The organism is Roseateles aquae (genome assembly GCF_032337115.1).
GTDB classification, from domain to species: domain Bacteria; phylum Pseudomonadota; class Gammaproteobacteria; order Burkholderiales; family Burkholderiaceae_C; genus Roseateles_C; species Roseateles_C aquae.
The window spans coordinates 134,015-157,216 of record NZ_JAVXZY010000005.1; the positions used below are offsets into that span (position 1 = coordinate 134,015).

General features: G+C 66.0%; 19 protein-coding genes. 11 read left to right on the forward strand and 8 right to left on the reverse strand.

Features of this window, described 5'->3' with window-relative positions:
• Positions 1 to 623: 623 nt before the first annotated feature.
• From purH to RQP53_RS13570, 4 genes are all read right to left on the reverse strand, one after another.
• Positions 624 to 2,213 (reverse strand): bifunctional phosphoribosylaminoimidazolecarboxamide formyltransferase/IMP cyclohydrolase, encoded by a 1,590-nt coding sequence (gene purH / locus RQP53_RS13555; protein ID WP_315650862.1) that lies wholly within the window; start codon positions 2,211 to 2,213, stop codon positions 624 to 626.
• Positions 2,214 to 2,274: 61 nt separating this feature from the next.
• Complete coding sequence (locus tag RQP53_RS13560; protein ID WP_315650863.1) at positions 2,275 to 2,508, reverse strand: helix-turn-helix domain-containing protein; 234 nt, start codon at positions 2,506 to 2,508, stop codon at positions 2,275 to 2,277.
• Positions 2,505 to 3,560, reverse strand: coding sequence for a tRNA dihydrouridine synthase DusB (gene dusB, locus RQP53_RS13565; protein ID WP_315651153.1), 1,056 nt, complete (start codon positions 3,558 to 3,560; stop codon positions 2,505 to 2,507). The genes RQP53_RS13560 and dusB overlap by 4 nt, the downstream gene beginning before the upstream one ends.
• Before the next feature lie 137 nt (positions 3,561 to 3,697).
• Entirely contained in the window at positions 3,698 to 4,531 is an 834-nt protein-coding gene (locus RQP53_RS13570; protein WP_315650864.1) for a substrate-binding periplasmic protein, read from the reverse strand.
• A gap of 174 nt (positions 4,532 to 4,705) precedes the next feature.
• On the opposite strand from RQP53_RS13570, the gene RQP53_RS13575 reads away from it, so the two are divergent.
• Together RQP53_RS13575 and RQP53_RS13580 are read left to right on the forward strand one after the other, a co-directional pair.
• Positions 4,706 to 5,203: a YqaA family protein gene (locus RQP53_RS13575; protein WP_315650865.1), complete on the forward strand. Its 498-nt coding sequence runs from the start codon at positions 4,706 to 4,708 to the stop codon at positions 5,201 to 5,203.
• Between the two features lie 159 nt (positions 5,204 to 5,362).
• Positions 5,363 to 6,853, forward strand: a complete 1,491-nt coding sequence (locus RQP53_RS13580; RefSeq protein WP_315650866.1) for a carboxypeptidase M32 — start codon at positions 5,363 to 5,365, stop codon at positions 6,851 to 6,853.
• 259 nt (positions 6,854 to 7,112) lie between these two features.
• On the opposite strand, the gene RQP53_RS13585 is transcribed toward RQP53_RS13580, so the two are convergent.
• Complete coding sequence (locus tag RQP53_RS13585; protein WP_315650868.1) at positions 7,113 to 8,381, reverse strand: patatin-like phospholipase family protein; 1,269 nt, start codon at positions 8,379 to 8,381, stop codon at positions 7,113 to 7,115.
• A 67-nt stretch (positions 8,382 to 8,448) separates the two neighbouring features.
• On the reverse strand, positions 8,449 to 9,210 hold the full coding sequence (locus RQP53_RS13590) for a phasin family protein (RefSeq protein ID WP_315650869.1): 762 nt from the start codon (positions 9,208 to 9,210) through the stop codon (positions 8,449 to 8,451).
• A gap of 300 nt (positions 9,211 to 9,510) precedes the next feature.
• Between RQP53_RS13590 and RQP53_RS13595 the strand changes: the two genes are divergently transcribed.
• Positions 9,511 to 11,517, forward strand: a complete 2,007-nt coding sequence (locus RQP53_RS13595; protein ID WP_315650870.1) for an SDR family oxidoreductase — start codon at positions 9,511 to 9,513, stop codon at positions 11,515 to 11,517.
• A gap of 239 nt (positions 11,518 to 11,756) precedes the next feature.
• Here the strand turns inward: RQP53_RS13595 and RQP53_RS13600 are convergent, their stop codons facing one another.
• Positions 11,757 to 13,508, reverse strand: coding sequence for an amidohydrolase (locus RQP53_RS13600; RefSeq protein ID WP_315650871.1), 1,752 nt, complete (start codon positions 13,506 to 13,508; stop codon positions 11,757 to 11,759).
• A gap of 180 nt (positions 13,509 to 13,688) precedes the next feature.
• On the opposite strand from RQP53_RS13600, the gene RQP53_RS13605 reads away from it, so the two are divergent.
• The 7 genes from RQP53_RS13605 (at position 13,689) to RQP53_RS13635 (ending at position 19,232) form a co-directional block, all read left to right on the forward strand.
• Positions 13,689 to 14,903 (forward strand): saccharopine dehydrogenase family protein, encoded by a 1,215-nt coding sequence (locus RQP53_RS13605; protein WP_315650872.1) that lies wholly within the window; start codon positions 13,689 to 13,691, stop codon positions 14,901 to 14,903.
• Between the two features lie 5 nt (positions 14,904 to 14,908).
• On the forward strand, positions 14,909 to 15,496 hold the full coding sequence (locus RQP53_RS13610) for a hypothetical protein (protein ID WP_315650873.1): 588 nt from the start codon (positions 14,909 to 14,911) through the stop codon (positions 15,494 to 15,496).
• Positions 15,486 to 16,343, forward strand: coding sequence for a hypothetical protein (locus RQP53_RS13615; RefSeq protein ID WP_315650874.1), 858 nt, complete (start codon positions 15,486 to 15,488; stop codon positions 16,341 to 16,343). Before RQP53_RS13610 ends, RQP53_RS13615 begins: the two co-directional genes overlap by 11 nt.
• Positions 16,344 to 16,678: 335 nt before the next feature.
• Positions 16,679 to 17,380, forward strand: coding sequence for a hypothetical protein (locus tag RQP53_RS13620; protein ID WP_315650875.1), 702 nt, complete (start codon positions 16,679 to 16,681; stop codon positions 17,378 to 17,380).
• Position 17,381: 1 nt separating this feature from the next.
• Positions 17,382 to 17,621, forward strand: coding sequence for a hypothetical protein (locus RQP53_RS13625; RefSeq protein ID WP_315650876.1), 240 nt, complete (start codon positions 17,382 to 17,384; stop codon positions 17,619 to 17,621).
• Between the two features lie 16 nt (positions 17,622 to 17,637).
• The gene (locus tag RQP53_RS13630) at positions 17,638 to 18,477 is read left to right on the forward strand and encodes a hypothetical protein (RefSeq protein WP_315650877.1); all 840 of its coding nucleotides are present in this window, start codon (positions 17,638 to 17,640) and stop codon (positions 18,475 to 18,477) included.
• Between the two features lie 293 nt (positions 18,478 to 18,770).
• Complete coding sequence (locus RQP53_RS13635; protein WP_315650878.1) at positions 18,771 to 19,232, forward strand: DUF695 domain-containing protein; 462 nt, start codon at positions 18,771 to 18,773, stop codon at positions 19,230 to 19,232.
• Positions 19,233 to 19,374: 142 nt separating this feature from the next.
• Here RQP53_RS13635 and adh read toward each other — a convergent pair whose 3' ends face one another.
• Positions 19,375 to 20,895: an aldehyde dehydrogenase gene (adh, locus tag RQP53_RS13640; protein ID WP_315650879.1), complete on the reverse strand. Its 1,521-nt coding sequence runs from the start codon at positions 20,893 to 20,895 to the stop codon at positions 19,375 to 19,377.
• A 275-nt stretch (positions 20,896 to 21,170) separates the two neighbouring features.
• On the opposite strand from adh, the gene RQP53_RS13645 reads away from it, so the two are divergent.
• A complete protein-coding gene (locus RQP53_RS13645; RefSeq protein WP_315650881.1) occupies positions 21,171 to 23,189 on the forward strand; it encodes a sigma-54-dependent Fis family transcriptional regulator in 2,019 nt (672 codons plus the stop codon).
• The last annotated feature ends 13 nt before the right edge of the window (positions 23,190 to 23,202 follow it).

The window sequence follows — 23,202 nt, forward strand, 5'->3', positions numbered from 1 at the left end:
TGGCGTGGGCGTAGGCGTGGGCGTAGGCGTAGGCGTGGGCGTGGGCGTAGGGGTAGGGGTAGGGGTAGGGGTAGGGGTAGGGGTAGGTGTCGGCCCGGGAACTGGAACTGGAACCGGGACTGGAACCGGCACCGGAACCGGAACCGGAACCGGCACTGGCACAGGCACCGGCACCGGCACCGGCACCGGCACCGGAACGGGTGTCGGCGTCGGTGTCGGAACTGGGACCGGTACTGGCGTCGGCGTAGGCAGTGGCGTAGGGGTCGGCGTCGGCGTCGGCGTCGGCGTCGGCGTCGGCGTCGGCGTCGGCGTCGGCGTCGGCGTAGGGCCCGGGCTAGGCGTAGGGTCTACAGAAGGACTTGTCGCCGGTGTGGCAGCGGCGCCACCGCCGCCACAGGCGCTCAGTCCAGCACCGCTCAATCCGGCCGCCAAACCTTGCAGCAAGAGGCGACGGGCTTCGTCGGTCGGAGGCGCGGAGTCGTTTTTCATCGGGGTCAGCTGCTGCAGGGATGTCGCTCAAGGGGGGCCGGCCTTGCGACCGAACCTTGCAGTATGCCGATCCCAGATTGAAAGGCGGTCAAGTTGCGCATTGCGCTTGTGACCGCTGGTGACGAAATGTGCGATCAGTGGCGGAAATGGCGCACACCGGTGAAGACCATGGCGATGCCGCGCTCGTTGGCGGCGGCAATCACTTCTTCGTCGCGCATTGAGCCGCCCGGCTGGATGACGCAGCTGGCGCCGGCATCGGCCAGCACATCGACGCCGTCGCGGAAGGGGAAGAAGGCGTCGCTGGCGACCACCGAGCCCTTCAGCTCCAGGCCGGCGTTGGCGGCCTTGATGGCGGCAATCTTGGTCGAATCGACACGGCTCATCTGGCCGGCGCCCACGCCCAGGGTCATGCCGCCGCCGCAGAAGACGATGGCATTGCTCTTCACATACTGGGCCACGGTCCAGGCGAACATCAGGTCGTCAAGCTGCTGGGCCGTGGGCTGCAGCGTGGTGACGATCTTCAGGTCTTCCTTCTTCAGGAAGTGGTTGTCGGCGCTTTGCAGCAGGATGCCGGAGCCAATGCGCTTGCTGTCGCCCAGGTTGCGGCCTTGCAGCCAGGGTGTGGCACCGCCGGGCGGCAGGTCGATCTGCAGCAGGCGCACATTGACCTTGGCCTTGAAGATCTCCAACGCTTCGGCACTGAAGCTCGGCGCCATCAGCACTTCGACGAACTGCTTGGCTACATGGGCCGCTGCGGCGCCGTCCACCTCGCGGTTGAAGGCGATGATGCCGCCGAAGGCGCTGGTCGGGTCGGTCTTCAAGGCCTTGGCATAGGCTTCGGCGGCGTTGGCGGCGACGGCCACGCCGCAGGGGTTGGCGTGCTTGACGATCACGCAGGCGGGCACGTCAAAGCTCTTCACGCATTCCCAGGCGGCGTCGGAGTCGGCGATGTTGTTGTAGCTGAGTTCCTTGCCTTGGAGTTGCTTGGCGGTGACCAGCGAACCGGGTGCAGGGTGCAGATCGCGGTAGAGCGCGGCGGTCTGGTGGCTGTTCTCGCCGTAGCGCAGGTCCTGCACCTTGATGAAGTTGCTGTTCATCTGGCCGGGGTATTCGGACAGCGTGCCTTCCTCGGTGCGGGCGCTCAGGTAGTTGCTGATCGCCGCGTCGTACTGGGCAATGCGGTTGAAGGCGGCGACGGACGCGGCAAAGCGGGTCTTGTCGCTGGTTTTGCCCTCGGCCTTCAGTTCGGCCAGCACTTGGGCGTACTGGCTGGCGTCGGTCAACACGGTGACGTCCTTCCAGTTCTTGGCCGCGCTGCGCACCATGGCCGGGCCGCCGATGTCGATGTTCTCGATCGCGTCTTCCAGCGTGCAGCCGGGCTTGGCGACGGTGGCCTCAAACGGGTAGAGGTTGACGGCCAGGATGTCGATCATGGTGATGCCGTGCTGGGCCGCTGCGGCCATGTGCTCGGGGAAGTCGCGACGCGCCAGCAGGCCGCCGTGCACCTTGGGATGCAGGGTCTTGACGCGGCCGTCCAGCATCTCGGGGAAGCCGGTGTGGTCGGCCACCTCGGTGACGGGCAGACCGGCGTCGGCCAGCAGCTTGGCGGTGCCGCCGGTGGACAGCAGGCGGACGTTCAGCGCGTGGAGCTCCTTGGCGAATTCGAGGATGCCGGTCTTGTCGGACACGGAGATCAGGGCGGTCAAAGTGGGCGAAGTCGTCATGGCAGGTGCTCGTCGGGGAGTGTGAATTCTTTGGGGGCGGCGGGCGTCGCGGGGGCCGCGCTCACAGCATCTGGTGTTCGGTCAGCTTGCGGCGCAGGGTGTTGCGGTTGATGCCCAGCCATTCGGCCGCCTTGCTCTGGTTGCCCTGGGCTTTTTGCATCACCACCTCGAGCAGCGGGCGCTCGACCAGCTTGATCAGCATGTCGTGCATCGAGTGCGGCTCCTCGCCATCGAGATCCTGGAAATAGGCTTCGAGGTTTTCGCGCACACAGGCGTCAATCGGTTTGGGCGTCATGCCATCAGCCTTCGGTTCTCTTCTTGTTCGTCGTTGGCCGCCAGCCCTGCGCTCAGGTATGGCAGTCGTTCATGCTGCTGGGCCAGCGCGCCCAGCCAGTGGGCCAGCGCCGCGAGTTGTTCCTCGCAGCTCTCCAGCCGGTTCATCGCCTGGCGGAAATCCTCGCCGCCGGGCAGCGCCCGTACGGCCCAGCCGATGTGCTTGCGCGCGGTGCGCATGCCGGTCAGCTCGCCGTAGAGGCTGTAGTGGTCGTGCAGGTGTTCGGTCAGCCAGTTCAGGGCGTCCATCACCCTGGGTGCCGGCAGCAGCTCGCCGTGGGCCAGGTAGTGGGCGATCTCGGCAAAGATCCAGGGCCGGCCCTGGGCGGCGCGGCCGATCATGAGGGCGTCGGCGGCGGTGTAGCGCAGTACCTGGGCGGCCTTCTGCGGCGAATCGATATCGCCGTTGGCGACCACCGGTATGCGCAGCGCGGCCTTGACGGCGGCGATGGTGTCGTACTCGGCCAGGCCGCTATAGCCCTGTTCGCGGGTGCGGCCGTGGACGGTGACCATGGCCACGCCGGCGTCTTCGGCCAGCCGGGCCAGCCGCACCGCGTTCTTCTCGGCCGCGCACCAGCCGGTGCGCATCTTCAGCGTCACCGGCACGCCGTGCGGCGCTGCAGCGGCAACGACGGCCTCGATGATGGACAGCGCCAGCGGCTCGTCCTGCATCAGCGCCGAGCCGGCCCATTTGGTGCAGACCTTCTTGGCCGGGCAGCCCATATTGATGTCGATGATCTGGGCGCCGCGCTCGATATTGAAGACGGCCGCTTCGGCCATCATCGGCGCATCGGTGCCGGCGATCTGTACCGCGATCGGCGCTGCCTCACCGTCGTGATTGGCCCGCCGCGAGGTTTTCAGGCTCTGCCACAGGTCCTTGCGCGAGGTGACCATCTCCGACACCGCATAGCCCGCCCCCATGCGCCGGCACAGCTGGCGAAAAGGGCGGTCGGTGACGCCGGCCATCGGCGCGACGAACAGGCGATTCGGCAGCACATAGGGGCCGATCCGCATCGCGGCAGGCGCGTTGGCAGTCATGGGGAGGCAGGAGGGCTGGGCGTGCGATTGCACAAAAAAGAGGCAAGATTATAGCTCGCCGTCCTCGTTGCGTCTGCCCCCGTACAGCTGCGCTGCGGCGCTTGCCCCCGTTTTCAGGGGCTGGCGCTCTGATTCTGCCGGCGCCACAGCTGGATGCTTTGCTCCAGGAGTATGGGCATCGGGCTTTGTTTGCCCAGCTTGTACATGGCCCGGGCGAGCTTGCCGCGCAGCTCCGGCGTGTTGCAGGCCGAGCGGTGCGACAGCGTCAGGAACAGGTTCTCGTTCGCCACCGGTGTGGGCAGCTGCTTGACGTCGCTGATGCCCATCTTGGCCAGGAAGGCGTCGCCGGGGCTGTCCTCATAGACCAGGTAGTCGGCCCGACCGCGTTGCAGGATCTGGATCGCTTGCTCCAGGCTGGCCACCTGGGTGATCTTCAGCGAGTCGCGCGCATAGCGGTCGAAGTCCTCGCCAAAGCTGTTGTTGATCACGGTCACGCCTTGCAGGCCGACCAGATCGCCCCAGCGGCGGTAATTCAGTTTGAATTTGGCGCGGGTCCAGACGGCCGAGCGGGTGTCGCGAAAGGCCGGGTGGAAATAGTCCATGTACTCGGTGCGGGCCTGGGTGTAGAAGGCACCGGCGATCAAATCGATGCGGCCGGCGCGCATCTCTTCCTGCACGCGACCCCAAGGGCCAACGTAGCGCGTCTCTATCGACACGCCCAATTCCTTGGCCAGCCACTGCATCAACTCGGCATTGGCGCCGATCAGGCGGGATTCGTCATCCGGGTCGCGCCACAGATAGGGCGGGTATTGCGGGTTGCCGGAGGCGACCAGCTTGTTGCAGCTCTCAGTCGCCTGGGCTGGCAGTCCACCGAATAGAGCCAACAAAACGATGGGGCCGACGGCCTTCATCCAACGGTGCCAGGGCTTGCGCTTGGCGTCTTGCATAGGACCTCGAGGTTCAGGGCTGGTTCTGTACTGCTGGGGCGTGTACCCGCCCAAGGCCAGCTGTTGTGACTCCCGCTCGCATCGCTGCAGCGCGCAGTGTGCATGGCTGGGCGCTGTGCTGCAAGCCCGGCTTGTCAAGCAAAGCAGAAATCGGTGGCGCCGATAATCGTTGCCATGGAACTCTGGCTGCAGGCCTTGCTTGACTCATTGCTCGACACGCTGGCCCTGCCGCGGGTGGGCCTGGCCGCGGTCTTTGTTGTGGCGCTGGTATCGGCCACCTTGCTGCCCTTGGGTTCAGAGCCCATGGTCTTTGCCGTGGTCAAGGCCAATGCGGCGATGTTCTGGCCGGTCGTGCTCGTGGCGACGGCCGGCAACACCCTGGGTGGCGCCATCACCTGGTGGATGGGCTGGGGGGCCGAAAGGGTCTATGAGCGGAGCACCCAGCACCCGCCGGCCCAGGCCCGTGCGCTGGCCTGGCTACAGCGCTTTGGCGCGCGCGCCTGCTTGCTGAGCTGGCTACCGGTTGTGGGCGATCCGCTGTGTGCGGTGGCCGGCTGGTTGCGCCTGCCATTTTGGCCTTGTCTGGCCTATATGGCGATCGGCAAGTTCCTGCGCTATCTGAGCATGACGGCGGTGCTGCTCTGGGCTTTTCCCGCTCTGCGCGGTGCCTGACTCGGGGTTTACCTCGCACGGGCAATCCCGGTGCCGGACAGGCAGTGGCGCCGGGTGACAATGCGTCCACCTTGCCGAGGCCGTCCGCCCGGGCGGCCTGCCTCGGCCCATCACACCAGACCATGGCTGCGCGCTCTTGGCGTTCGGCCTCATCTCAGCATGAGCCACACCGCATACGACGAACTCTGTCGGCGCCAGCTGCGCCTACACCGCCTGAACCATCTGCAATCGATCGCCGGCTGGGATCAGTCGGCCAATATGCCGTCCAAGGGCAACGAGGCACGTTCCGAGGCGATGGCCGAGATGGGCGGCCTGATCCATCAACTGGCCACCGATCCGCAGCTGAAGGACTTGCTGGCACGCGCCGAGCAGGAACAGCTGGACGAGGTACAAGGCGCCAATCTGCGCGAAATCCAGCGCAGCTGGCGTGCCGCCAATGCGCTGCCGCAGGCACTGGTCGAGGCCAAGAGCCTGGCTGCCTCGCGTTGCGAGCATGCCTGGCGGGAGCAGCGCCAGCGCAATGACTGGGCCGGCCATGTCGACGGACTGCGCGAGGTTGTTCGGCTGGCGCGCGAGGAGGCCAGGCATCTGGCCGAAGCCTCGGGCTTGTCGTTGTACGACGCCTTGCTCGACCAGTACGAGCCCGGCATGCGCAGCACCGAGGTCGACCGTGTGTTCGGTGATTTGCGCCAGTGGCTGCCTGGGCTGATTCAGGCCGTCGGCGCCAAGCAGGCCAAGGAGCCCACGCTGGAGCCGCAAGGGCCGTTCCCCAAGTCGGCGCAGCGTGCGCTGGGCGAAGACGCAATGCGCCTGCTCGGTTTTGACTTCGAGGCCGGCCGGTTGGACGAAAGCGCCCACCCCTTCTGCGGCGGTGTGCCCGAGGATGTGCGCATGACCACGCGCTACCGCGTGGACAGCTTTCTGCCCAGCCTGATGGGCACCATTCACGAGACCGGCCACGGTAGCTACGAGCAGGGCCTGCGGCGTGACTGGTTGGGTCAGCCCATTGCACAGGCCCGCTCGATGGGTCTGCATGAGAGCCAGAGCCTGTCCTTCGAGATGCAGTTGGGCAGCCACCCGGCCTTTGTCGAGCTGCTGCGACCGCTGATCGTCAAGCATCTGGGCGATCAGCCGGCCTTTGAATCGGCCAATCTGCACCGCTTGATGACGCGGGTGCAGCCCGGCACGATCCGTGTTGACGCCGACGAGGTCACCTATCCAGCCCATGTGATCCTGCGCTACGAGATCGAGCGGCCGCTGATCGAGGGGCAGATTGAAGTCGACGACATCCCCGCCTTGTGGGATGCCAAGATGATGGAGCTGCTGGGCCTGGACACGCGTGGCAACTACAAGGACGGCTGCATGCAGGACGTCCACTGGGGCAGCGGCCTGATCGGCTATTTCCCCTGCTACACGCTGGGTGCGATGTATGCCGCGCAGTGGTTTGCAGCGATGCGCCGCGAGATGCCCGATCTGGATCAGCGCATTGCCCGCGGCGAATTGGGCGCCGTGTTTGACTGGCTGCGCGAGCGCATCTGGACCCAGGGCAGCCGCTGGGAGACACCGGAGCTGGTGCAGCGCGCCAGCGGCGAGACGCTGAACCCGGCCCATTTCCGCGCTCATCTGCAGAGCCGCTATCTGGGCGCCTGAGTTCGCCCTGTTCGGGCGGACAAAAAAATACGCCCCGGCCTGGCGGACGGGGCGTCATCAATCCAACTCTGTGTGTTCAGCGCGCTCTCGGCCTCTACCCCTCGAGCGCTTCTTCCCAACGACGCCGCCTTGTTTGTGGACCTGCAGCGCGTTGGATTGAATTCTGCTGTGCACTGTAGTCGGCGCCATCCCCGCGAATGCCGGGGGTCAGGGCTTGATTCGTGACGCGCATCACGGCGTCAGCAGTGATAGCAGCCGCTCAGCCGTGGCGGTAGCGGGCTTCCAGCGCCCGCAGGGTCAGGTCCAGCCGGGCCAGCGCACGGGCGGTGCGGCCCTCGCCGGGCAGTTCGGCCGCCAGCAGCCGGCGTTCGCTGTCCAGCAGCACGTCCATGCGCAACTGCAAACCATGCTTGGCCAGCGTGGCTGAGAGCGCCGGCGACTGCGCCAGCAGCTTGGCGCGGGTCGACTGGTAGGCGTGCTCGGCCATGCGGCGGCGCTGCGAGTAGCTGAAGGTGTTGGCCAGGAAGAGCTCGGCATCGCGGTGATCGGGCTCGAACAGCACGATGTCGGTGTTCGGGTGGCTGCGGCCATAGCCCTTCATGCCCAGTTCCAGCCGCGAGTGGATCAGCGAGCGCAGCGTCTGGCTCAGCACCACCGGCAGGCCGCCATCGACCAGGCGCGGAATCGGCCGCGAACCCGGCTTGCCCTTGGGGCGCTCGGTGCCGGCGCCATCGGCACGGGTGCCCGACTCAGCCTCATACGGCACCAGCGGGTTCAGGCAGATCAGCAGGTCCAGGCCTTCCTGCAGCAGCACCGAGGCATGGATGGTTTTCTTCAGCGCGCCATCGACGTAATGGCGCCCATCAATCTCGACCGGCGGGAACAGCCCCGGCAGCGCGGCGCTGGCCTGCACCGCTCGCGAGATCGGCACATGATCCCAACCGGGCATGCCAAAGGGAATGGCCTCGCCGCCATCGAGATCGGTGGCCACCAGCACCAGGCGGCGCTTCAACTCGCGGAAATCGTCGGTGCGGCCGGGCAGGGTGAACTGCTCATGCAGCTTGGCCGCCAGCGAGTCGCCCGACAGCAGGCCGGTTGGCAGCGCGCGGCCGACGCGCTCAAAGGCGCCGGTGATCGAGCGGCCGTTGACGACGGTGTCCCAGCAGGCTGCGGCCAGAAGCCCCGGCAGCAGGGCCAGGCGGCGGCGGTATTCGTCCCAGGCCGGACGCAGCAGGACCGTGGGGTCGAAGCTCTCCGGCGGCTCCAGGCTGTTTTCAATAAAGGCGGCACACAGGCGCCGCGGCGACAGGCCGTTGATCAGGCCGGCGGCGATGAAACCGCCGGCGCTGACGCCGATATAGCTGTCGCAGTCGCAGAAATCGAGGCCGTCAATGGCCTCCTGCAGCGCACAGAGCGCACCAATCTCGTAGATTGCCCCGAGCGGCCCGCCGCCTGCCAGTGCCACGCCGATGCGCTTGCGCGCGGGTCTTGCCTTGCGGCGGGCGGGGCGTTCAGTGCGTGCAGGCATGCGGCAGGGTGGCTCTCAGGGCGTCGAGTGCGGCTCGGTGCGTGGGCTAGGGCTTGGCGACCGGGGCTCAGGCCGTGGTCGATGCCTCGGCGGCGGCCGGGGCGGCAGCGGCAGGCGCAGCAGCGGGTTTGGCAGCCTTCTTGGCCGGTGCAGCCTTCACTGCGGGCTTGGCGGACGCCTTGGCAGCGGCCTTGGCGGGTGCTTTTGCAGGCGCCTTGGCAGGTGCCTTCGCGAACGGCTTGGCCGGAGCCACCGGCTTGGCAGCAGCCTTGGCGGGCGCCTTGGCGGTGGGCTTGGCGGCAGCCTTGACGGGCTTGGCCGGCTTGGCAGCGGCCTTCACCGGTGCGGCGGCCTTCTTGCCGGCAGCCTTCTTCGGCGGGGCAATGCCAACGGCGGCGCTCAGCGCATCGATGCGGGCGATCAGCGAGTCGATGTCCTTGCTGCTGGGCACGCCCAGGCGGTTCAGTGCACGAGCCACGCGATCTTCGAAGATCGATTCCAGCTTGTCCCAGTGCTGGCCGGCCTTGGCGCCGACATCACCGGCCATGCCGCTCATCTTGCTGGCCACGGCGCCGAACTTTTCCTCGGCAGCGGATTGGGTCTTCTTCTGCAAGTTCATGCCCTCCTTGACCAGGGCTTCGAAGACCTTGCCGCCTTCGCCTTGAGCCTTGGCAAATGCGCCCAGGCCGGCGGCCCAGATTTGTTGCGCGGAATCCTTCACTGCCTGGGCAATCTGGTTGTCCAGCAGGCCGGCAGGCAGGGCGCCGGCAAAGGCGTTGGTGGAGCTAGCCTTGTTCTTGGCGGCCATCTTTTGCAGCTTCTTGACCATGTCAGAGAGTCCTTGGTTGGAGGTGAAACGTATCGGGCTGAGGTCACTATAGGCCCGCGACTGCTGGTTTGCGCACCTGTTCCTAGTGTGCCGTCTCTACGCCCTAAATCAGCTTAGGGGCGCTCCGTATCGGCCGGCAGGCGCCCCACGGGGCCGCCCGGGCAGTGTCGCAGCGTGCATGTCGCAGCCCAGCATCAGCTGCTTGGGGAAAGCGCGCAGCAGCGCATTTCTTGATTTGGACAAGAATGAATCTCGGGGATGATGTGTGTCCGTCCCGTGTCTCTCGTCCAGGAGGATTGCATGCAGTACTTTGTCACCGGTGCTACAGGTTTCATCGGCAAGCGTTTGGTCAAAAAGCTGCTCGCGCGCCGCGGTAGCACGGTCTATTTCCTGCTGCGTGAGGAGAGTCGCGACAAGCTGCCCGATCTGTTGAGCTACTGGGGCGTGAGCAAGACGCGCGCCATTGCGGTGTTTGGCGATCTGACCGCCAAGAAGCTGGGCGTCAGCGCCGAGGACATCAAGGCGCTCAAGGGCCAGATCGATCACGTCTACCACCTGGCGGCCGTCTACGACCTGAAGGCCGACGAGGAAAGCCAGATCCGCGCCAATATCGACGGCACGCGCAGCATGGTCGAGTTTGCCCAGGCCATCGATGCCGGCCATGTGCACCATGTCTCCTCGATCGCCGCGGCCGGCCTGTACGAAGGCGTGTTCCGCGAAGACATGTTCGACGAGGCCGAGAACCTCGATCATCCCTACTTCAGCACCAAGCACGAGAGCGAGAAGATCGTGCGCAAGGAGTGCAAGAAGCCCTGGACCGTCTACCGCCCGGCCATGGTCGTCGGCGACTCGCAGACCGGCGAGATGGACAAGATCGACGGCCCCTACTACTTCTTCAAACCGATCCAGCGCCTGCGCCAGATCCTGCCGCCGTGGATGCCCTCGATCGGCCTGGAAGGCGGTCGCGTCAACATCGTGCCGGTGGACTTCGTCGTCAACGCGCTCGATCACATCTCGCACCAGGTCAAGGGCGGCGGCGGCTGCTTCCATCTGGTCGACCCGGTCGGCTACCGCGTCGGCGATGTGCTGGACATCTTCTCCAAGGCCGCCCATGCGCCGAAGATGAATCTGTTCGTCAACGCCGCGCTGCTGGGCTTCATTCCCAAGAGCGTCAAAAAGGGCCTGATGGCGCTGGCGCCGGTGCGCCGCATCCGCAATGCGGTGATGAAGGACCTCGGCCTGCCCGAGGACATGTTCACCTTCATCAACTACCCGACCCGCTTTGACTGCCGCGACACCACCGCCGCGCTGAAGGGCTCGGGCATTGCCTGCCCCAATCTGAACGACTACGCCTGGCGGCTGTGGGACTACTGGGAGCGCCACCTCGATCCGGACATGCTGATCGACCGCAGCCTCAAGGGCACGGTGGCCGGCAAGGTGGTGCTGGTGACCGGTGGTTCGTCCGGCATCGGCCTGGCGGCGGCGATCAAGTTTGCCGAGGCCGGCGCGATCACGCTGATCTGCGCGCGCGACGAGAACAAGCTCGCCGAGGCGGTGGCCGAGATCAAGGCCGCGGCCGGCAAGGACGCGCAGGTGCACAGTTACTCGGCCGATATCGCCAACGAGGAGAGCTGCGCCGGCATGATCGCCTGGATCAGCGAGAACTTTGGCGGTGTCGATTTCCTGATCAACAACGCCGGCCGTTCGATCCGCCGCGCCATCGAGTCCAGCTACGACCGCTTCCACGACTTCGAACGCACCATGCAGCTGAACTACTTCGGCTGCCTGCGCGTCACCATGGGCCTGCTGCCGGGCATGGTGGCGAAGAAGAAGGGCCATGTGGTCAACATTTCCTCGATTGGCGTGCTGACCAACGCACCGCGTTTCTCGGCCTATGTGGCTTCCAAGGCCGCGCTCGATGCCTGGACCCGCTGCGCCTCCAGCGAGTACGCCGATCTGGGCATCACCTTCACCACCATCAATATGCCCTTGGTGCGCACGCCGATGATTGCGCCGACCAAGATCTACAACAATGTGCCGACGCTGGCGCCCGAGGAAGCGGCCGACATGATCGCCCAGGCCTGCATCCGCAAGCCGGTGCGCATCGCCACCCGGCTGGGCATCACCGGCGAGTTGCTGCACGCGCTGATGCCGCGGGTGGCGCAGATCGTCATGAACACCAGCTTCCGGATGTTCCCGGACAGCGATGCGGCCAAGGGCGACAGTTCTGGCAAGGGGGGCGGCAAACAGCAGCTCTCGGCCGAGGCCATCGCGCTGCAGCAGATGATGCGCGGCATCCACTTCTGAGGCCGACCGCCGGCAGGCACGGGGCCCCGCAGCGATGCGGGGCCTTTTTCATTGGCCGTTCGCGCGCCAATCGTTGCTGCCTCGCAATCAATCCAAACGCAAACCACAGAGCCACGGAGACATAGAGAAATTCAGCGCGTGCAGAACCTGCTCATCTTGGTTCCTCTCTCTGTGACTCTGTGTCTCTGTGGTTTGTCTTGACGGATCACCACTCAACGCGGAAAAGCCATTCCATTGCGTCAGGCCCGGCCGGGCTTGGCCGCCTTGGCGGGTGCGCGGCCCTTGGTGGTGGCGGCCTTGTAGATGCTCTTGCCGGCCTTGATCGTTTCCAGCACCTGGATCGAGCGCAGCTCGCTGCTGGGGATCTTCAGCGGGTTCTTGTCCAGCAGCACCAGATCGGCCAGCTTGCCGACCTCCAGCGAGCCCTTGTCTTTTTCCTCGAAGTGCTGCCAGGCCGCCCACAGCGTGATCGACTTCAGCGCCACGTCGACCGGCAGGCGCTGATCGGGGCCGAGGATGTCGGCGCTGCGGGTGCGACGGTTGACCACCGCATCGAGGATGGCGATGGCATCGGGGAAGGCCACCGGCGCGTCGTGATGCTGGGTGAACAGCATCTTGCGGCGCAGCGCCGACATGGCCGGCGAGATGCGGTCGCCGCGCACCGGGCCCAGCGTCTCATCGCGGTGCCAGTCGCCCCAGTAATAGGCGTGCATGCCGAAGAAGCTGGGCGTGATGGCCAGGCGCTGCATCGCGTCGAGCTGGTCTTCGCGCACCGTCTGCGCGTGGATCATCACCGTGCGCCGGTCGGCCGCGCCGTGGCGGGCAGTGGCCTGCTCGGCGGCTTGTATCAGCTGATCTGAGGCCGCATCGCCATTGGTGTGCACCAGCAGCTGCCAGCCCTGCGCATAGGCCTGGTCAACATGGCGGGCCACCGCCTGGTCGGGCAGGGCCGGGTAGCCGCGGTAATCGGCCGGCTTGCCGGTGGGCGGCACATGGTAGGGATGGGTCAGGAAAGCGGTCTTGCCCTGTGGCGAGCCGTCCAGGCTCAGCTTCACACCGCCGATGCGAAAGCCGCCCTGGTAGCTGCGCGAGACCCAGGCGCTCTTCATCAGCGCGGCGGTGAAGGGCATGGTGATGTCCGGGTAGGACACCAGATCGATCAGCATCTGGCCCGACTGGGACAACGCCATCCAGGTCTTGTTCGAGTTCTCATCCGAGCGGCCGTCCTGGCCGGTGGTGAAGCCGAAACGGGCGTAGAGCTTCTGGCCCTCGATCAGCATCGCCGCATAGTCCTTGGGCGAGGGCTGCACCAGGCCCATGCCGGCGCTGAACCAGGCGGTTTCCTCGAGCACGCCATTGGGCGTCTTGCCATCGGCCTCGCGCTGGATGTGGCCGCCCTCGGGGTCCTTGCTGTCGGCATTCAGCCCGGCCAGCTGCAGCGCGCGGCTGTTGAGCACGCCCAGATGGCCGCTCTGGTGAATGATGATGACGGGCAAGTCGCGCGACACCTCGTCGAGCTCCTGGCGCGTCGGCGCGCGGCGCTCGGCCAGCTGTGCCTCGTCATAGCCAAAGCCCAGCACGATCTTGTGGCTGCGCGCCACCGGCCCCTGGGCATAGGCCTTGAGCAGCGACTGCAGCGCGGCGATGCTGCTGCCCTTGCCATCGGGTGGCGGCAACAGATTGGCCGACACCGCCTGCAGCCCGGTCAGCGAGACATGGCCGTGCGCGTCGACAAAACCGGGCAGCAGCGTCTTGCCCTGCAGATCGACGACACGGGTGCCGGCGCGCCGGCTGGCCAGCACCTGCTCGCGCTCGCCAACGGCGATGATGCGGCCGCCGCGCACCGCCAGCGCCGCGGCGCTGGGCTGGGCATCGTTGATGGTGACGATGTCGCCATTCAGGTAGATCGTATCGGCGCCATCAGGGGCTGGGCCGGCCTGGGCCGCCAGACAGGCCAGGCGCAGCAGGGACAGGGCAAGGCGACGCTGCATGGACTCTCCATAAGGGGGATAGGAACAGGGCCGAGGGGTGTCATCTAACGCCCTGGCGCAACAGGTCGCCTCTTGTACCCGACTTGCGCCGGCTTTGCATCAGGGGTCAGGTCTTGCTTCGCTGTTGTGCGCTCGCCGCACGGGCGCGCTCGGTCGGCGCCATTTATGCGAGCATGGCTCATGAGCTACGAGCTGATTGTTTTTGGCGCCACCGGCTTCACCGGGCGCCTGGTGGCCGACTACCTGTTCCGGCGCTACGGCGTTGGTGGCTCCTTGCGCTGGGCCATTGCCGGACGCAGCGCTGCCCGGCTGGCCGAGGTGCGCGAGTCCATCGGTGCGCCGCTGACGCTGCCGCTGCTGGTGGCCGACGCCGGCGATGCCCGCGCCCTGAAGCAGCTGGTCACCCAGGCGCGGGTGGTCATCAGCACGGTGGGCCCGTATCAGCGCCATGGCGAGCCGCTGATACGCGCCTGCGCCGAGGCCGGCACCGATTACGTCGATCTCTGCGGCGAGCCGGCCTGGATGGCCACGATGATTCCGCAGCTGCAGGGCCTGGCCGGGCGCAGCGGCGCGCGCATCTGCTTTTCCTGCGGCTTTGATTCCATCCCCTTCGATCTGGGCCTGGTCTTTCTGCAGAGCGAGGCGCTGGCGCGTTTTGGCCGGCCGCTGCAGCAGGTGGCCGGGCGGGTGGCGGTGCTCAAGGGCAGCGCGTCCGGCGGCACCATTGCCAGCGCGCTGGCCAGCTACGAGGCCGCCAGCCGCGACCCCGAACAGGCGCGCCTGATGGCCGACCCCTTTGCGCTGACGCCCGGATTCCGCGGCCCAGCCCAGCCTTCTGGCGAAGGCGCGGTCTTCGACGACACGGCCCAGGCCTGGGCCGCGCCCTTTGTGATGGCCGTCATCAACACCAAGAACGTGCACCGCAGCAATGCGCTGCGCGGCCATCCCTGGGGCCGGGACTTCATCTACGACGAGCGCCTGCTCACCGGCAGCGGCGCCAAGGGCGAGCGACGCGCGCGGGCGCTGGCGCGGATGTCGCTGTGGCAAGACCGCCTGCTCGGCTTTGCGCCCACCCGCTCTTTGCTGCGCCGCTTCGTGCTGCCCAAGCCGGGCGAGGGCCCTAGCGCCGAACAGCGCGAGCGCGGCCGCTATGAAGTCGTCTTCTACGGCCAGACGGCCGATGGCCAGCGCCTCAGCGCCCGCGTCAAGGGCCAGGGCGACCCCGGCTACGGCTCGACCAGCAAGCTGATCAGCGAGGCGGCGCTGTGCCTGCTTGAAGACGTTGGCCACGAAGCCACGCCTGGCGGCGTCTGGACCCCCGGCGCCGCCATGGGCCTGGCGCTGCAGCGGCGCTTGCAGGAGCGCGCCGGGCTGAGTTTCGCGATCGAAGGCTGAGCACCATGGCGGAGCTGCTGCAGCGCCTGGCGCTACGCCTGTTGCTGTGTTTGTTGCCGACCTATCTGCTGTGGCGCAGCCTCGGTGCGATTGGCGTGGTGGTCGGTGTGCCGCTGTTCGGCCTGGCCTTGGCGACGCCGCTGCTGGACCTGATGCGCCAGCTGCGTCAGCAAGCCCGCGCCTTCAGCTACCGTGATATCGAGGGGCGACATTTCGCCTTCCGCGGACAGCATCTGGACATCGTCGACGATGCCGAGCACTTCCGCTGGATCAAGCTCAGCGATGTGCGCAAGCTGATTCAGCAATTGCCTGGCGACGAGACGCTCTGCCGGCTCTATCCAGCCGATGTGCAGTCGGCCGCCGTGGCCCGACCTGCACGTATCCGCGCCGAGGCCCTGCACGGCTATCTCGCCAAGGCCAGCGCCCCCGGCAATCTGAAGTTCAAGCACTGGCTGGAGCGCGAGGTGCTGTTCCCGGCCTCGCAGCGCCGCACCCGTGCGCCGCGCGCTGCGGGCCCAGACGCGGCGCCGGCGCTTCCCGATCCGGCCTTTCGTGAGCGCGCTAACACGGGGACTGATGCCGATGCCGCCTGAAACAAGCAAGCGCCCCTTGGTAGCGCAACGTTGGAAGCGCCAGGCACTCGTCAGCGCCGCGCTCTTGACACTGCTGGGTTCCTGCATGGGCCCCTCGGCCTGGCACAACTGGAAGGCCAAGCAGCAGCGTGAGCGTGCCTATGCCATGTGGCAGGAGCGCTGCAAGAAGTCGGGGGAGTTCATTCACAAGACTGTGGAGAACGTTGAGGGGGTGTATCTCGTGAACGTGCGAACGACTACCAACTTCGGTGAGCAGTTCGAGTTGGACGACCCGTACGGACATGACTCGACAGACGAGCGCTACATCCAAAATTTCCTGCGCGGCTACCACCACCAGCGGCCAAGGGAGACGCCCCCCGGACGCGACGAGACACCACGGATCGGCTACGACTTTGTTGAAGCTTTCGACCCCACGGACGGAAAGCTGTACCGATTCAAGGGTCGCGTCGATCAACCCTGGCTGCGCGACAAAAGCTATGGCGAATGGGTGCGCGAGTTCGTTCTAGACCGCACCGCCATCACCCAGCGCACCGCCCGCTACGGCGTGAAGTTCGAAGACATCTCCACCCACGAAGAGCGCGAGCACTGGATCGCCGGCAGCTCGCTCAAGGTCATCGACCTGCAGACCCAAGAGGTCATCGCCGAGCGCATCGGCTACATGGTCGATTGGGCGCAAGGCAATCGATCAGGCAGACGCTCTCCGTGGCTGTTCGCCGCCGACAACGCATGCCCGAGTTTTGTCCCTCCCCACCTGGTGAACCAAGGCAGCTACGGCAGTCAAAGCCAAGCGGGACAGACTCTCGTTTTCACCGAAAAAGTTCTCAAGCCAAGCCACAGGGAGCAATAGGCCATGAGTACTACTACGCCAACCATCGCTGACATCCTCAAGTACGCCGACCTGCAAATGGCGACTGAGGCTTTCCTGACGACACCCAGGACTACAGGCGTTCGCCTTGACCTCCAAACGGCACTCACGGAGGGCAACAACCACGGGAGCAAATTCACCGCCCCCCCCAAGCCAAGAATTTCACCGACCACTGGACGGTCGTCGCCCAGCTGCCCAACACCAACTCCGGCTTCTGCAGCACGCTGTTCGAGTGCATCAAGCGAACCACACGAAGTGGCTTCTTGCGAGGGGCTAGTTTGAAGGCGCGTCTCAGATGCTTGCGCCTATCGACGCTCATGATTGCTGTTGGACTGAGTGCATGTCAGCCAAGTGCGGAGGAATTGGCAGCCAAGGAGGCGAGGCTCAAGGCAGAGCATGCGCGAAGGAATGAGCTATGTCGGGACAACGCCGATAGCGCTTGCCCGGGGGCGCGCCCAGTCAATACAGAGCCTGGCGCATTCACGCTTCACAAGTGGAATGACCAGTGGTTCAAGGTGCCTACTGCCTATTCCTCCGACTACGGGATGTCGTTCTATTGGCCCAGTAAAGCGCCGCCCGGACGAGCCCCCGCCAAGCACGACCCCAAAGACTGGAGCATCCAACTCCAAATCAGGTCGTACGACATTCCTCCGGAACCGATTGGGTACAGAGAAATACAAGCAGCTGAGCGTGACGGCCGAATTGTCAATCGCCAAACCATTCGCCCAGGTCTAGATCGGGTGGAGTTTTTTGCTCTGCACAAATTCACCGGTGAGCGTTTCAGCACGCCTGACACCGTCTATGTGGCTATGGATCGTCGTGACCCAGAGGGGCAACCACCGGTCCTCGGATGCAAGCTCAACCTCAAGGATCCCCAGCAAGCAGGAGGCGGCGCTGGATTTTGGTGGAGAGACGGCATCTTTGTGGAGGTGCTTATTCGCAAGGGCAATGTTTGCGAAGACTGGCCCGAGTTGTTTGATGAAGTGATCAGAGTTCTAAATTTGACCCAGAAGGTCTGACATGCCTGTATTTCTTACTTCCGACGAATTGTCCCAACTGACCACCATGCTGAACACCGCGGTGGCTTCCACGGAGACCAATCAAAACTTTGGTAGGGCGGGTCGTTTGACCCGCGCGACACTTCAAATGCAGCCATTCCTGGCCTGCGAAGCCGTCGCTCAAAAGGGGCGGGCCGCTGTTGAAAGGCAGGTTGCGCCTGTAACGAACCTGGCCTACGTCTCTGATGCCGATGCCGCGTGAAACAAGCAAGCGCCCCTTGGTAGCGCAACGTTGGAAGCGCCAGGCACTCGTTAGCGCCGCGATTCTGGCACTGCTGGGTTCCTGCATGGGGCCCTCGGCCTGGCGGGACTGGAAGGCCAAGCAGCAGCGTGAGCGCGCCTATGCCAAGTGGCAGGAGCGCTGCAAGAAGTCGGGAGAGTTCATTCACAAGACTGTGGAAAACGTTGAGGGGGTGTATCTGGTGAATGTGCGAACCCGCAAGGAAAACGAGAACCAGGGCGAGCAGCCTGAGGATCAGTTCAGGCTGAGCGACCCCTACGGACACGACCTCCCCGGGGATGGTTATGTGGAGACGTTCCTGCGCAATAGCTATCACTTTGGCCGCACGACGCCGTGGCCTGCCAACTTCCCGCCATACAAGGGCTACCGATTCGTGGAAGCCTCTGACCCCGAGGACGGCAAGCTCTACCGCTACACCGGCCGTGTAGAGGAACCCTGGCAGACGGACAAGAGCTACCTGAAGGGCTACACCCGCTTTGTGCTGGATAAGACGCCCATCCCACAGCGCACCGCTCGCTACGGCGTGAAGTTTGAAGACATCTCCACGCACGAAGAGCGCGAGCACTGGATCGCCGGCAGTTCGCTCAAAGTCATCGATCTCCAAACCCAAGAGGTCATTGCCGAGCGTATCGGCTACATGGTCGATTGGGCTCAGGGAAGTCGCGCTGGCGGACGCCAACCGTGGACCTTCGCTGCCGACAACGCATGCCCGGCCTTCGACAGCGATTACCCAACTAGACCAGTTAAGAACCAATCAGGTGTGCAGCGTTACCAGACGCTGCGCTTCGTCGAAAAAACCCTCAAACCATTGAACTAAGGGAGCACACAACCATGACCACCCCCCCCAACCACAGCCGAACTCCTCAAATACGCCGATCTGCAAATGGCAGTTTGGTAGGGCGGGTCGTTTGACCCGCGCGACACTTCAAGCGCAGCCATTCCTGGCCTGCGAAGCCGGCGCTTAACGGGGCGAGCCACTGTTGAACGGCGGGCTACGCCGCTGGCGAAACTGGCCCGCGCATCTGGGTGCGTGCCGACTTGACGGCAAAACGCTGTGTGGGCGTTTTGGTGGCCAGCGGCCAAAATCAAGGTCTCATGCAGGACATGCCCATGAATCCAGCCAGCGATGAAATGACGGGAAAGATCTTTCAGACGCTGAAGGACGGCAAACCGATTCTCTGGACCTTGGTGCCGGAACTGCCACCGCAAGCGCAACGTTTGCCGCTTCCCTGGTTGACAGTCATTGCCTGGCGATACGACGGCGCCAGCCGTAACGGGATGCCAGCGCCCGAAGTCAACGCCAGCATGCAGGCGCTGGATCAGGTGCTGTCGGACCTGCAGCGGCCAGGGTTTTGCGCAGAGGCCTACCGCCGCATTGGCAACGATCTTCGCGAGTTCGTCCTGTACATCGCCGATAGGGACGCCTTCATGGCTGAGCTGAACGCGCAACTCGCCGATCACCCCCGCTACCCCATCGACATCAGGTTTTACGAAGATGCTTCGTGGTCAGAGCTTCAAGACCTGATCGCCGATCTATACCCGTCGCCGGGCAACTCGGAGATGCCGGCCTGACGATGGCTTGCTGATCAGCATGGCAACTTGGCTGCGGGGAGCTGTCAGCCGGGTGCATGCCCGCTGATCGAAAAACTGCGTGGCCAGCTGCCTTGTTCCGCCGCTGGCCACCAGTGCCCATCGCCGGGCTGTTGCGCCTCGCTCAGAAGAATCCCAGCTTGTTCGGCGAGTAGCTGACCAGCAGGTTCTTGGTCTGCTGGTAGTGGTCCAGCATCATCTTGTGGGTCTCGCGGCCGATGCCGGATTCCTTGTAGCCGCCGAAGGTGGCATGGGCCGGGTAGGCGTGGTAGCAGTTGGTCCAGACGCGGCCGGCCTTGATCGCGCGACCCATGCGGTAGGCGCGGCTGCCGTCGCGGCTCCAGACGCCGGCGCCCAGGCCGTAGGGCGTGTCGTTGGCGATCTGCAGCGCCTCGGCCTCGGTCTTGAAGGTGGTCACCGCCAGCACCGGGCCGAAGATCTCTTCGCGGAAGATGCGCATCTGGTTGTGGCCCTTGAACAGCGTCGGCTGGATGTAGTAGCCGCCCGCCAGTTCGCCGCCGAGCTCGGCCCGGCCGCCGCCGATCAGGCATTGCGCGCCCTCGGCCTTGCCGAGTTCGAGGTAGGAGAGGATCTTGTCCATCTGCAGGGCCGAGGCCTGGGCGCCCATCATGGTGTCGGTGTCCAGCGGGCTGCCTTGCTTGATGGCCTGGATGCGGCTCAGTGCGCGGGCCATGAAGCGGTCGTAGATCGATTCCTGGATCAGCGCCCGCGAGGGGCAGGTGCAGACCTCGCCCTGGTTGAAGGCGAACAGCACCAGGCCTTCGATGGCCTTGTCGAAGAAGGCGTCGTCGGCGTCGGCAATGTCCTCGAAGAAGATGTTGGGGCTCTTGCCACCCAGCTCCAGCGTGGCCGGGATCAGGTTGCCGGCGGCGGCCTGGGCGATCACGCGGCCGGTGGCGGTGCTGCCGGTGAAGGCGATCTTGGCAATGCGCTTGCTCTCGGCCAAGGGCATGCCGGCCTCGCGGCCGTAGCCGTTGACGATGTTCAGCACGCCGGGCGGCAGCAGGTCGGCAATCAGCTCCACCATCACCATGATGCTGACGGGCGTCGATTCCGCCGGCTTCAGCACCACGCAGTTGCCCGCGCCTATCGCCGGCGCCAGCTTCCAGGCCGCCATCAGGATAGGGAAGTTCCAGGGGATGATCTGGCCGACCACGCCCAGCGGCTCGTGGAAGTGGTAGGCGATGGTCTGCTCATCGATCTGGCTTAAAGCGCCTTCCTGCGCGCGCAGGCAGCCGGCGAAATAACGGAAATGGTCGATGGTCAAGGGGATATCGGCATTCAGCGTCTCGCGCATCGGCTTGCCGTTGTCCACCGTCTCGGCATAGGCCAGCTTTTCCAGGTGTTGCTCAAGCCGGTCGGCAATCTTCAGCAAGAGGTTCGCGCGTTCGGCCGGCGCGGTGCGGCCCCAGGCATCGGCGGCGGCATGGGCGGCGTCCAGGGCCAGCTCGATGTCTTCGGCGCCGGAGCGGGCCGCCTGGGTGTAGGGCTGGCCGGTGATGGGCGTGAGGACGTCAAAGTACTGACCCTTGACCGGCGGCACGAACTTGCCGCCGATGAAGTTGTCGTAACGGCGCTTGAATTCGACCGGTGCGCCGGCGGTGTTCGGGGCTGCGTAAAGCATGGTGTGTCTCCTGTTTGAGTGTTTGGCATCGACTGAACCCTGTAGGCTCATTGCGGCTATTGCATGGCCCGTGCCAGCCTTGGTTTGAGCGCGGCGCTGCGGTTTTGGCGCAAGTCCGCGGTCAGTTCGGCGGCGCAGACTGTGCCGCTGGCGCAGTGTGGTGCTGAACAGCTGTTCCGAAAATGAACAGTGCTGGCGCAGCGGCGGTTGAAGTGCTTGCAGCGTTTGAGTCCATGGCTACGCTGCGCCTCAGAAGACCGATGGAGACACAGTTGATGCAGGCTCTGCCGTCCCGAATCGAGCGCAGTGCGCGGCTGCGCGAGGCCCGGCGCGCGCTGCTGGACGCCGGCCAGGTGGCCGACGGTTTGATTGCGCCCGCCTTGCTGAACAGCTGGCAGCGCAGCCAGGCCTATGGGCTCAGGCCTGAGGGGCGCCCGCCAGGCGCGCCGCATGCGTCGGGCGCGCAGCTGGCGCGAGCGCTAGAGCAGCAGCGCGAGCTGGTCGCCCATGCGCGGCCGGTGATGGAGCACCTGTTCCGCCAGACGGCCGAGACCGACAGCATGGTGATCCTGGCTGATGCCGAGGGCCTGCTGCTGCAGGCGCTGGGTGATGCCAGCTTTCTCGACCGCGCCCAGCGCGTTGCCCTGCGTCCCGGCGCCAGCTGGCATGAGCAGTGGCGGGGCACCAATGCCATCGGTACGGCGCTGGCCGACGCGGCGCCGGTGGTCGTCCACGGCGGCGAGCACTACCTCGAGCGCAACGGCTTTCTGACCTGCACGGCCGCACCCATCCTCGACCCCAGCGGCCGCGTGCTCGGTGCGCTGGACATCTCCGGCGAGCAGCGCAGCTACCACCGCCACACGCTGGCCCTGGTGCGCACCGCCGCCGGCATGATCGAACAGCGCCTGTTCGAGCACCGCCATGGCGCCGGCCTGCGCCTGCATCTGCATGGCCAGGCCGAAGGCATAGGCTCCTGCGCCGAGGGGCTGCTGGCCTTGTCCGACGAGGGCTGGCTGATCGGCGCCAATGCGGCCGCGCTGCAGATGCTGGGCCTGGGCTGGTCGGCCATCGGTGCCTGCCGGATCGAGCAGCTGCTGCCGCTGCAACTCGATCAGCTGGCCGACTGGTGCCGGCGGCCCAGCAGCGCCCCGCGGCTGCTGCGCCGTGCCGACGGCAGCACGCTGTGGCTGCGCGTTGACGCAGGACGCAGCCTGCTGGCGGCGAGCACGGCCGTGCCGGCTCGTTCCGCGGCGGTGCTGGCGCCGCCGGCCGATGCCCTGGCCCGGCTGGACAGTGGTGATCCGGCCCTGCGCCAGGCGCTGGAGCGCGCCCGGCGGGTGATGAACAAGCCGATTGCGCTGCTGCTGCAGGGCGAGTCCGGCGTCGGCAAGGAGCTGTTCGTGCGGGCCCTGCATGCCAGCTCGGCGCGCGCCGGCGGGCCGCTGGTGGCGCTGAACTGCGCGGCGCTGCCCGAGGCGCTGATCGAGGCCGAGCTGTTCGGCTACCGGCCCGGCGCCTTCACCGGCGCGGCCCGGCAGGGCGCACCGGGGCGCATCCGTGAGGCCGAGGGCGGCACGCTTTTCCTCGACGAAATTGGCGACATGCCCTTGGCCCTGCAGGCCCGGCTGCTGCGCGTGTTGCAGGAGCGCCAGGTGCAGGCGCTGGGCGGTGGCGCCGCGGTGGCGGTGGACTTTCGCCTGGTCTGCGCCAGCCACCGCGAGCTGGCCGCCGAGGTCGAGGCCGGCCGCTTCCGCGCCGATCTCTACTACCGCCTGAACGGCCTGACTTTGCGCCTGCCGCCACTGCGCGAGCGCCAGGACCTACCGGCGCTGATCGAGCGCATGCTGGCCGAGCTGCAGCCGGCGCGGCCGCTGCAGCTGGCACCGGAGCTGTTGCAGGCGCTGCAGCGCTACCGCTGGCCGGGCAATCTGCGCCAGCTGCACAACGCGCTGCAGACGGCCTGCGCGCTGCTCGATGACGACGAGCCGCAGATCGACTTCGCCCACCTGCCCGACGATCTGCTGCGCGGGCTGAGGGCGATGGCCGCTGCGGCCGCCCCCGGTGTAGAGGCCGCTGAGCGCGATGGTGCGGGCGAGGAGTCGATCGATGGCACGGGCCAGGCAGCGGGTGGCGAGGCGGGCCCGCTGCGCGCCCAGGCCCGCCACCGCGCCCGCCAAACCGTGCAGGCCTGCGAAGGCAATCTCTCGCTGGCCGCGCGGCGGCTGGGCATCAGCCGCAATACCTTGTACCGGCTGTTGCGCGAAGCAGCTGGTGCGGCCTCAGCGCCGAGCTGAACCTGGCACAGGC

Excerpts from the sequence above, each read along its gene's own strand:
- purH (WP_315650862.1), bottom strand. The coding sequence starts at position 2,213 with ATGACGACTTCGCCCACTTTGACCGCCCTGATCTCCGTGTCCGACAAG.
- RQP53_RS13560 (WP_315650863.1), bottom strand. The coding sequence starts at position 2,508 with ATGACGCCCAAACCGATTGACGCCTGTGTGCGCGAAAACCTCGAAGCC.
- dusB (WP_315651153.1), bottom strand. The coding sequence starts at position 3,560 with ATGCGGATCGGCCCCTATGTGCTGCCGAATCGCCTGTTCGTCGCGCCG.
- RQP53_RS13570 (WP_315650864.1), bottom strand. The coding sequence starts at position 4,531 with ATGCAAGACGCCAAGCGCAAGCCCTGGCACCGTTGGATGAAGGCCGTC.
- RQP53_RS13575 (WP_315650865.1), top strand. The coding sequence starts at position 4,706 with ATGGAACTCTGGCTGCAGGCCTTGCTTGACTCATTGCTCGACACGCTG.
- RQP53_RS13580 (WP_315650866.1), top strand. The coding sequence starts at position 5,363 with ATGAGCCACACCGCATACGACGAACTCTGTCGGCGCCAGCTGCGCCTA.
- RQP53_RS13585 (WP_315650868.1), bottom strand. The coding sequence starts at position 8,381 with ATGCCTGCACGCACTGAACGCCCCGCCCGCCGCAAGGCAAGACCCGCG.
- RQP53_RS13590 (WP_315650869.1), bottom strand. The coding sequence starts at position 9,210 with ATGGTCAAGAAGCTGCAAAAGATGGCCGCCAAGAACAAGGCTAGCTCC.
- RQP53_RS13595 (WP_315650870.1), top strand. The coding sequence starts at position 9,511 with ATGCAGTACTTTGTCACCGGTGCTACAGGTTTCATCGGCAAGCGTTTG.
- RQP53_RS13600 (WP_315650871.1), bottom strand. The coding sequence starts at position 13,508 with ATGCAGCGTCGCCTTGCCCTGTCCCTGCTGCGCCTGGCCTGTCTGGCG.
- RQP53_RS13605 (WP_315650872.1), top strand. The coding sequence starts at position 13,689 with ATGAGCTACGAGCTGATTGTTTTTGGCGCCACCGGCTTCACCGGGCGC.
- RQP53_RS13610 (WP_315650873.1), top strand. The coding sequence starts at position 14,909 with ATGGCGGAGCTGCTGCAGCGCCTGGCGCTACGCCTGTTGCTGTGTTTG.
- RQP53_RS13615 (WP_315650874.1), top strand. The coding sequence starts at position 15,486 with ATGCCGCCTGAAACAAGCAAGCGCCCCTTGGTAGCGCAACGTTGGAAG.
- RQP53_RS13620 (WP_315650875.1), top strand. The coding sequence starts at position 16,679 with ATGATTGCTGTTGGACTGAGTGCATGTCAGCCAAGTGCGGAGGAATTG.
- RQP53_RS13625 (WP_315650876.1), top strand. The coding sequence starts at position 17,382 with ATGCCTGTATTTCTTACTTCCGACGAATTGTCCCAACTGACCACCATG.
- RQP53_RS13635 (WP_315650878.1), top strand. The coding sequence starts at position 18,771 with ATGAATCCAGCCAGCGATGAAATGACGGGAAAGATCTTTCAGACGCTG.
- adh (WP_315650879.1), bottom strand. The coding sequence starts at position 20,895 with ATGCTTTACGCAGCCCCGAACACCGCCGGCGCACCGGTCGAATTCAAG.
- RQP53_RS13645 (WP_315650881.1), top strand. The coding sequence starts at position 21,171 with ATGCAGGCTCTGCCGTCCCGAATCGAGCGCAGTGCGCGGCTGCGCGAG.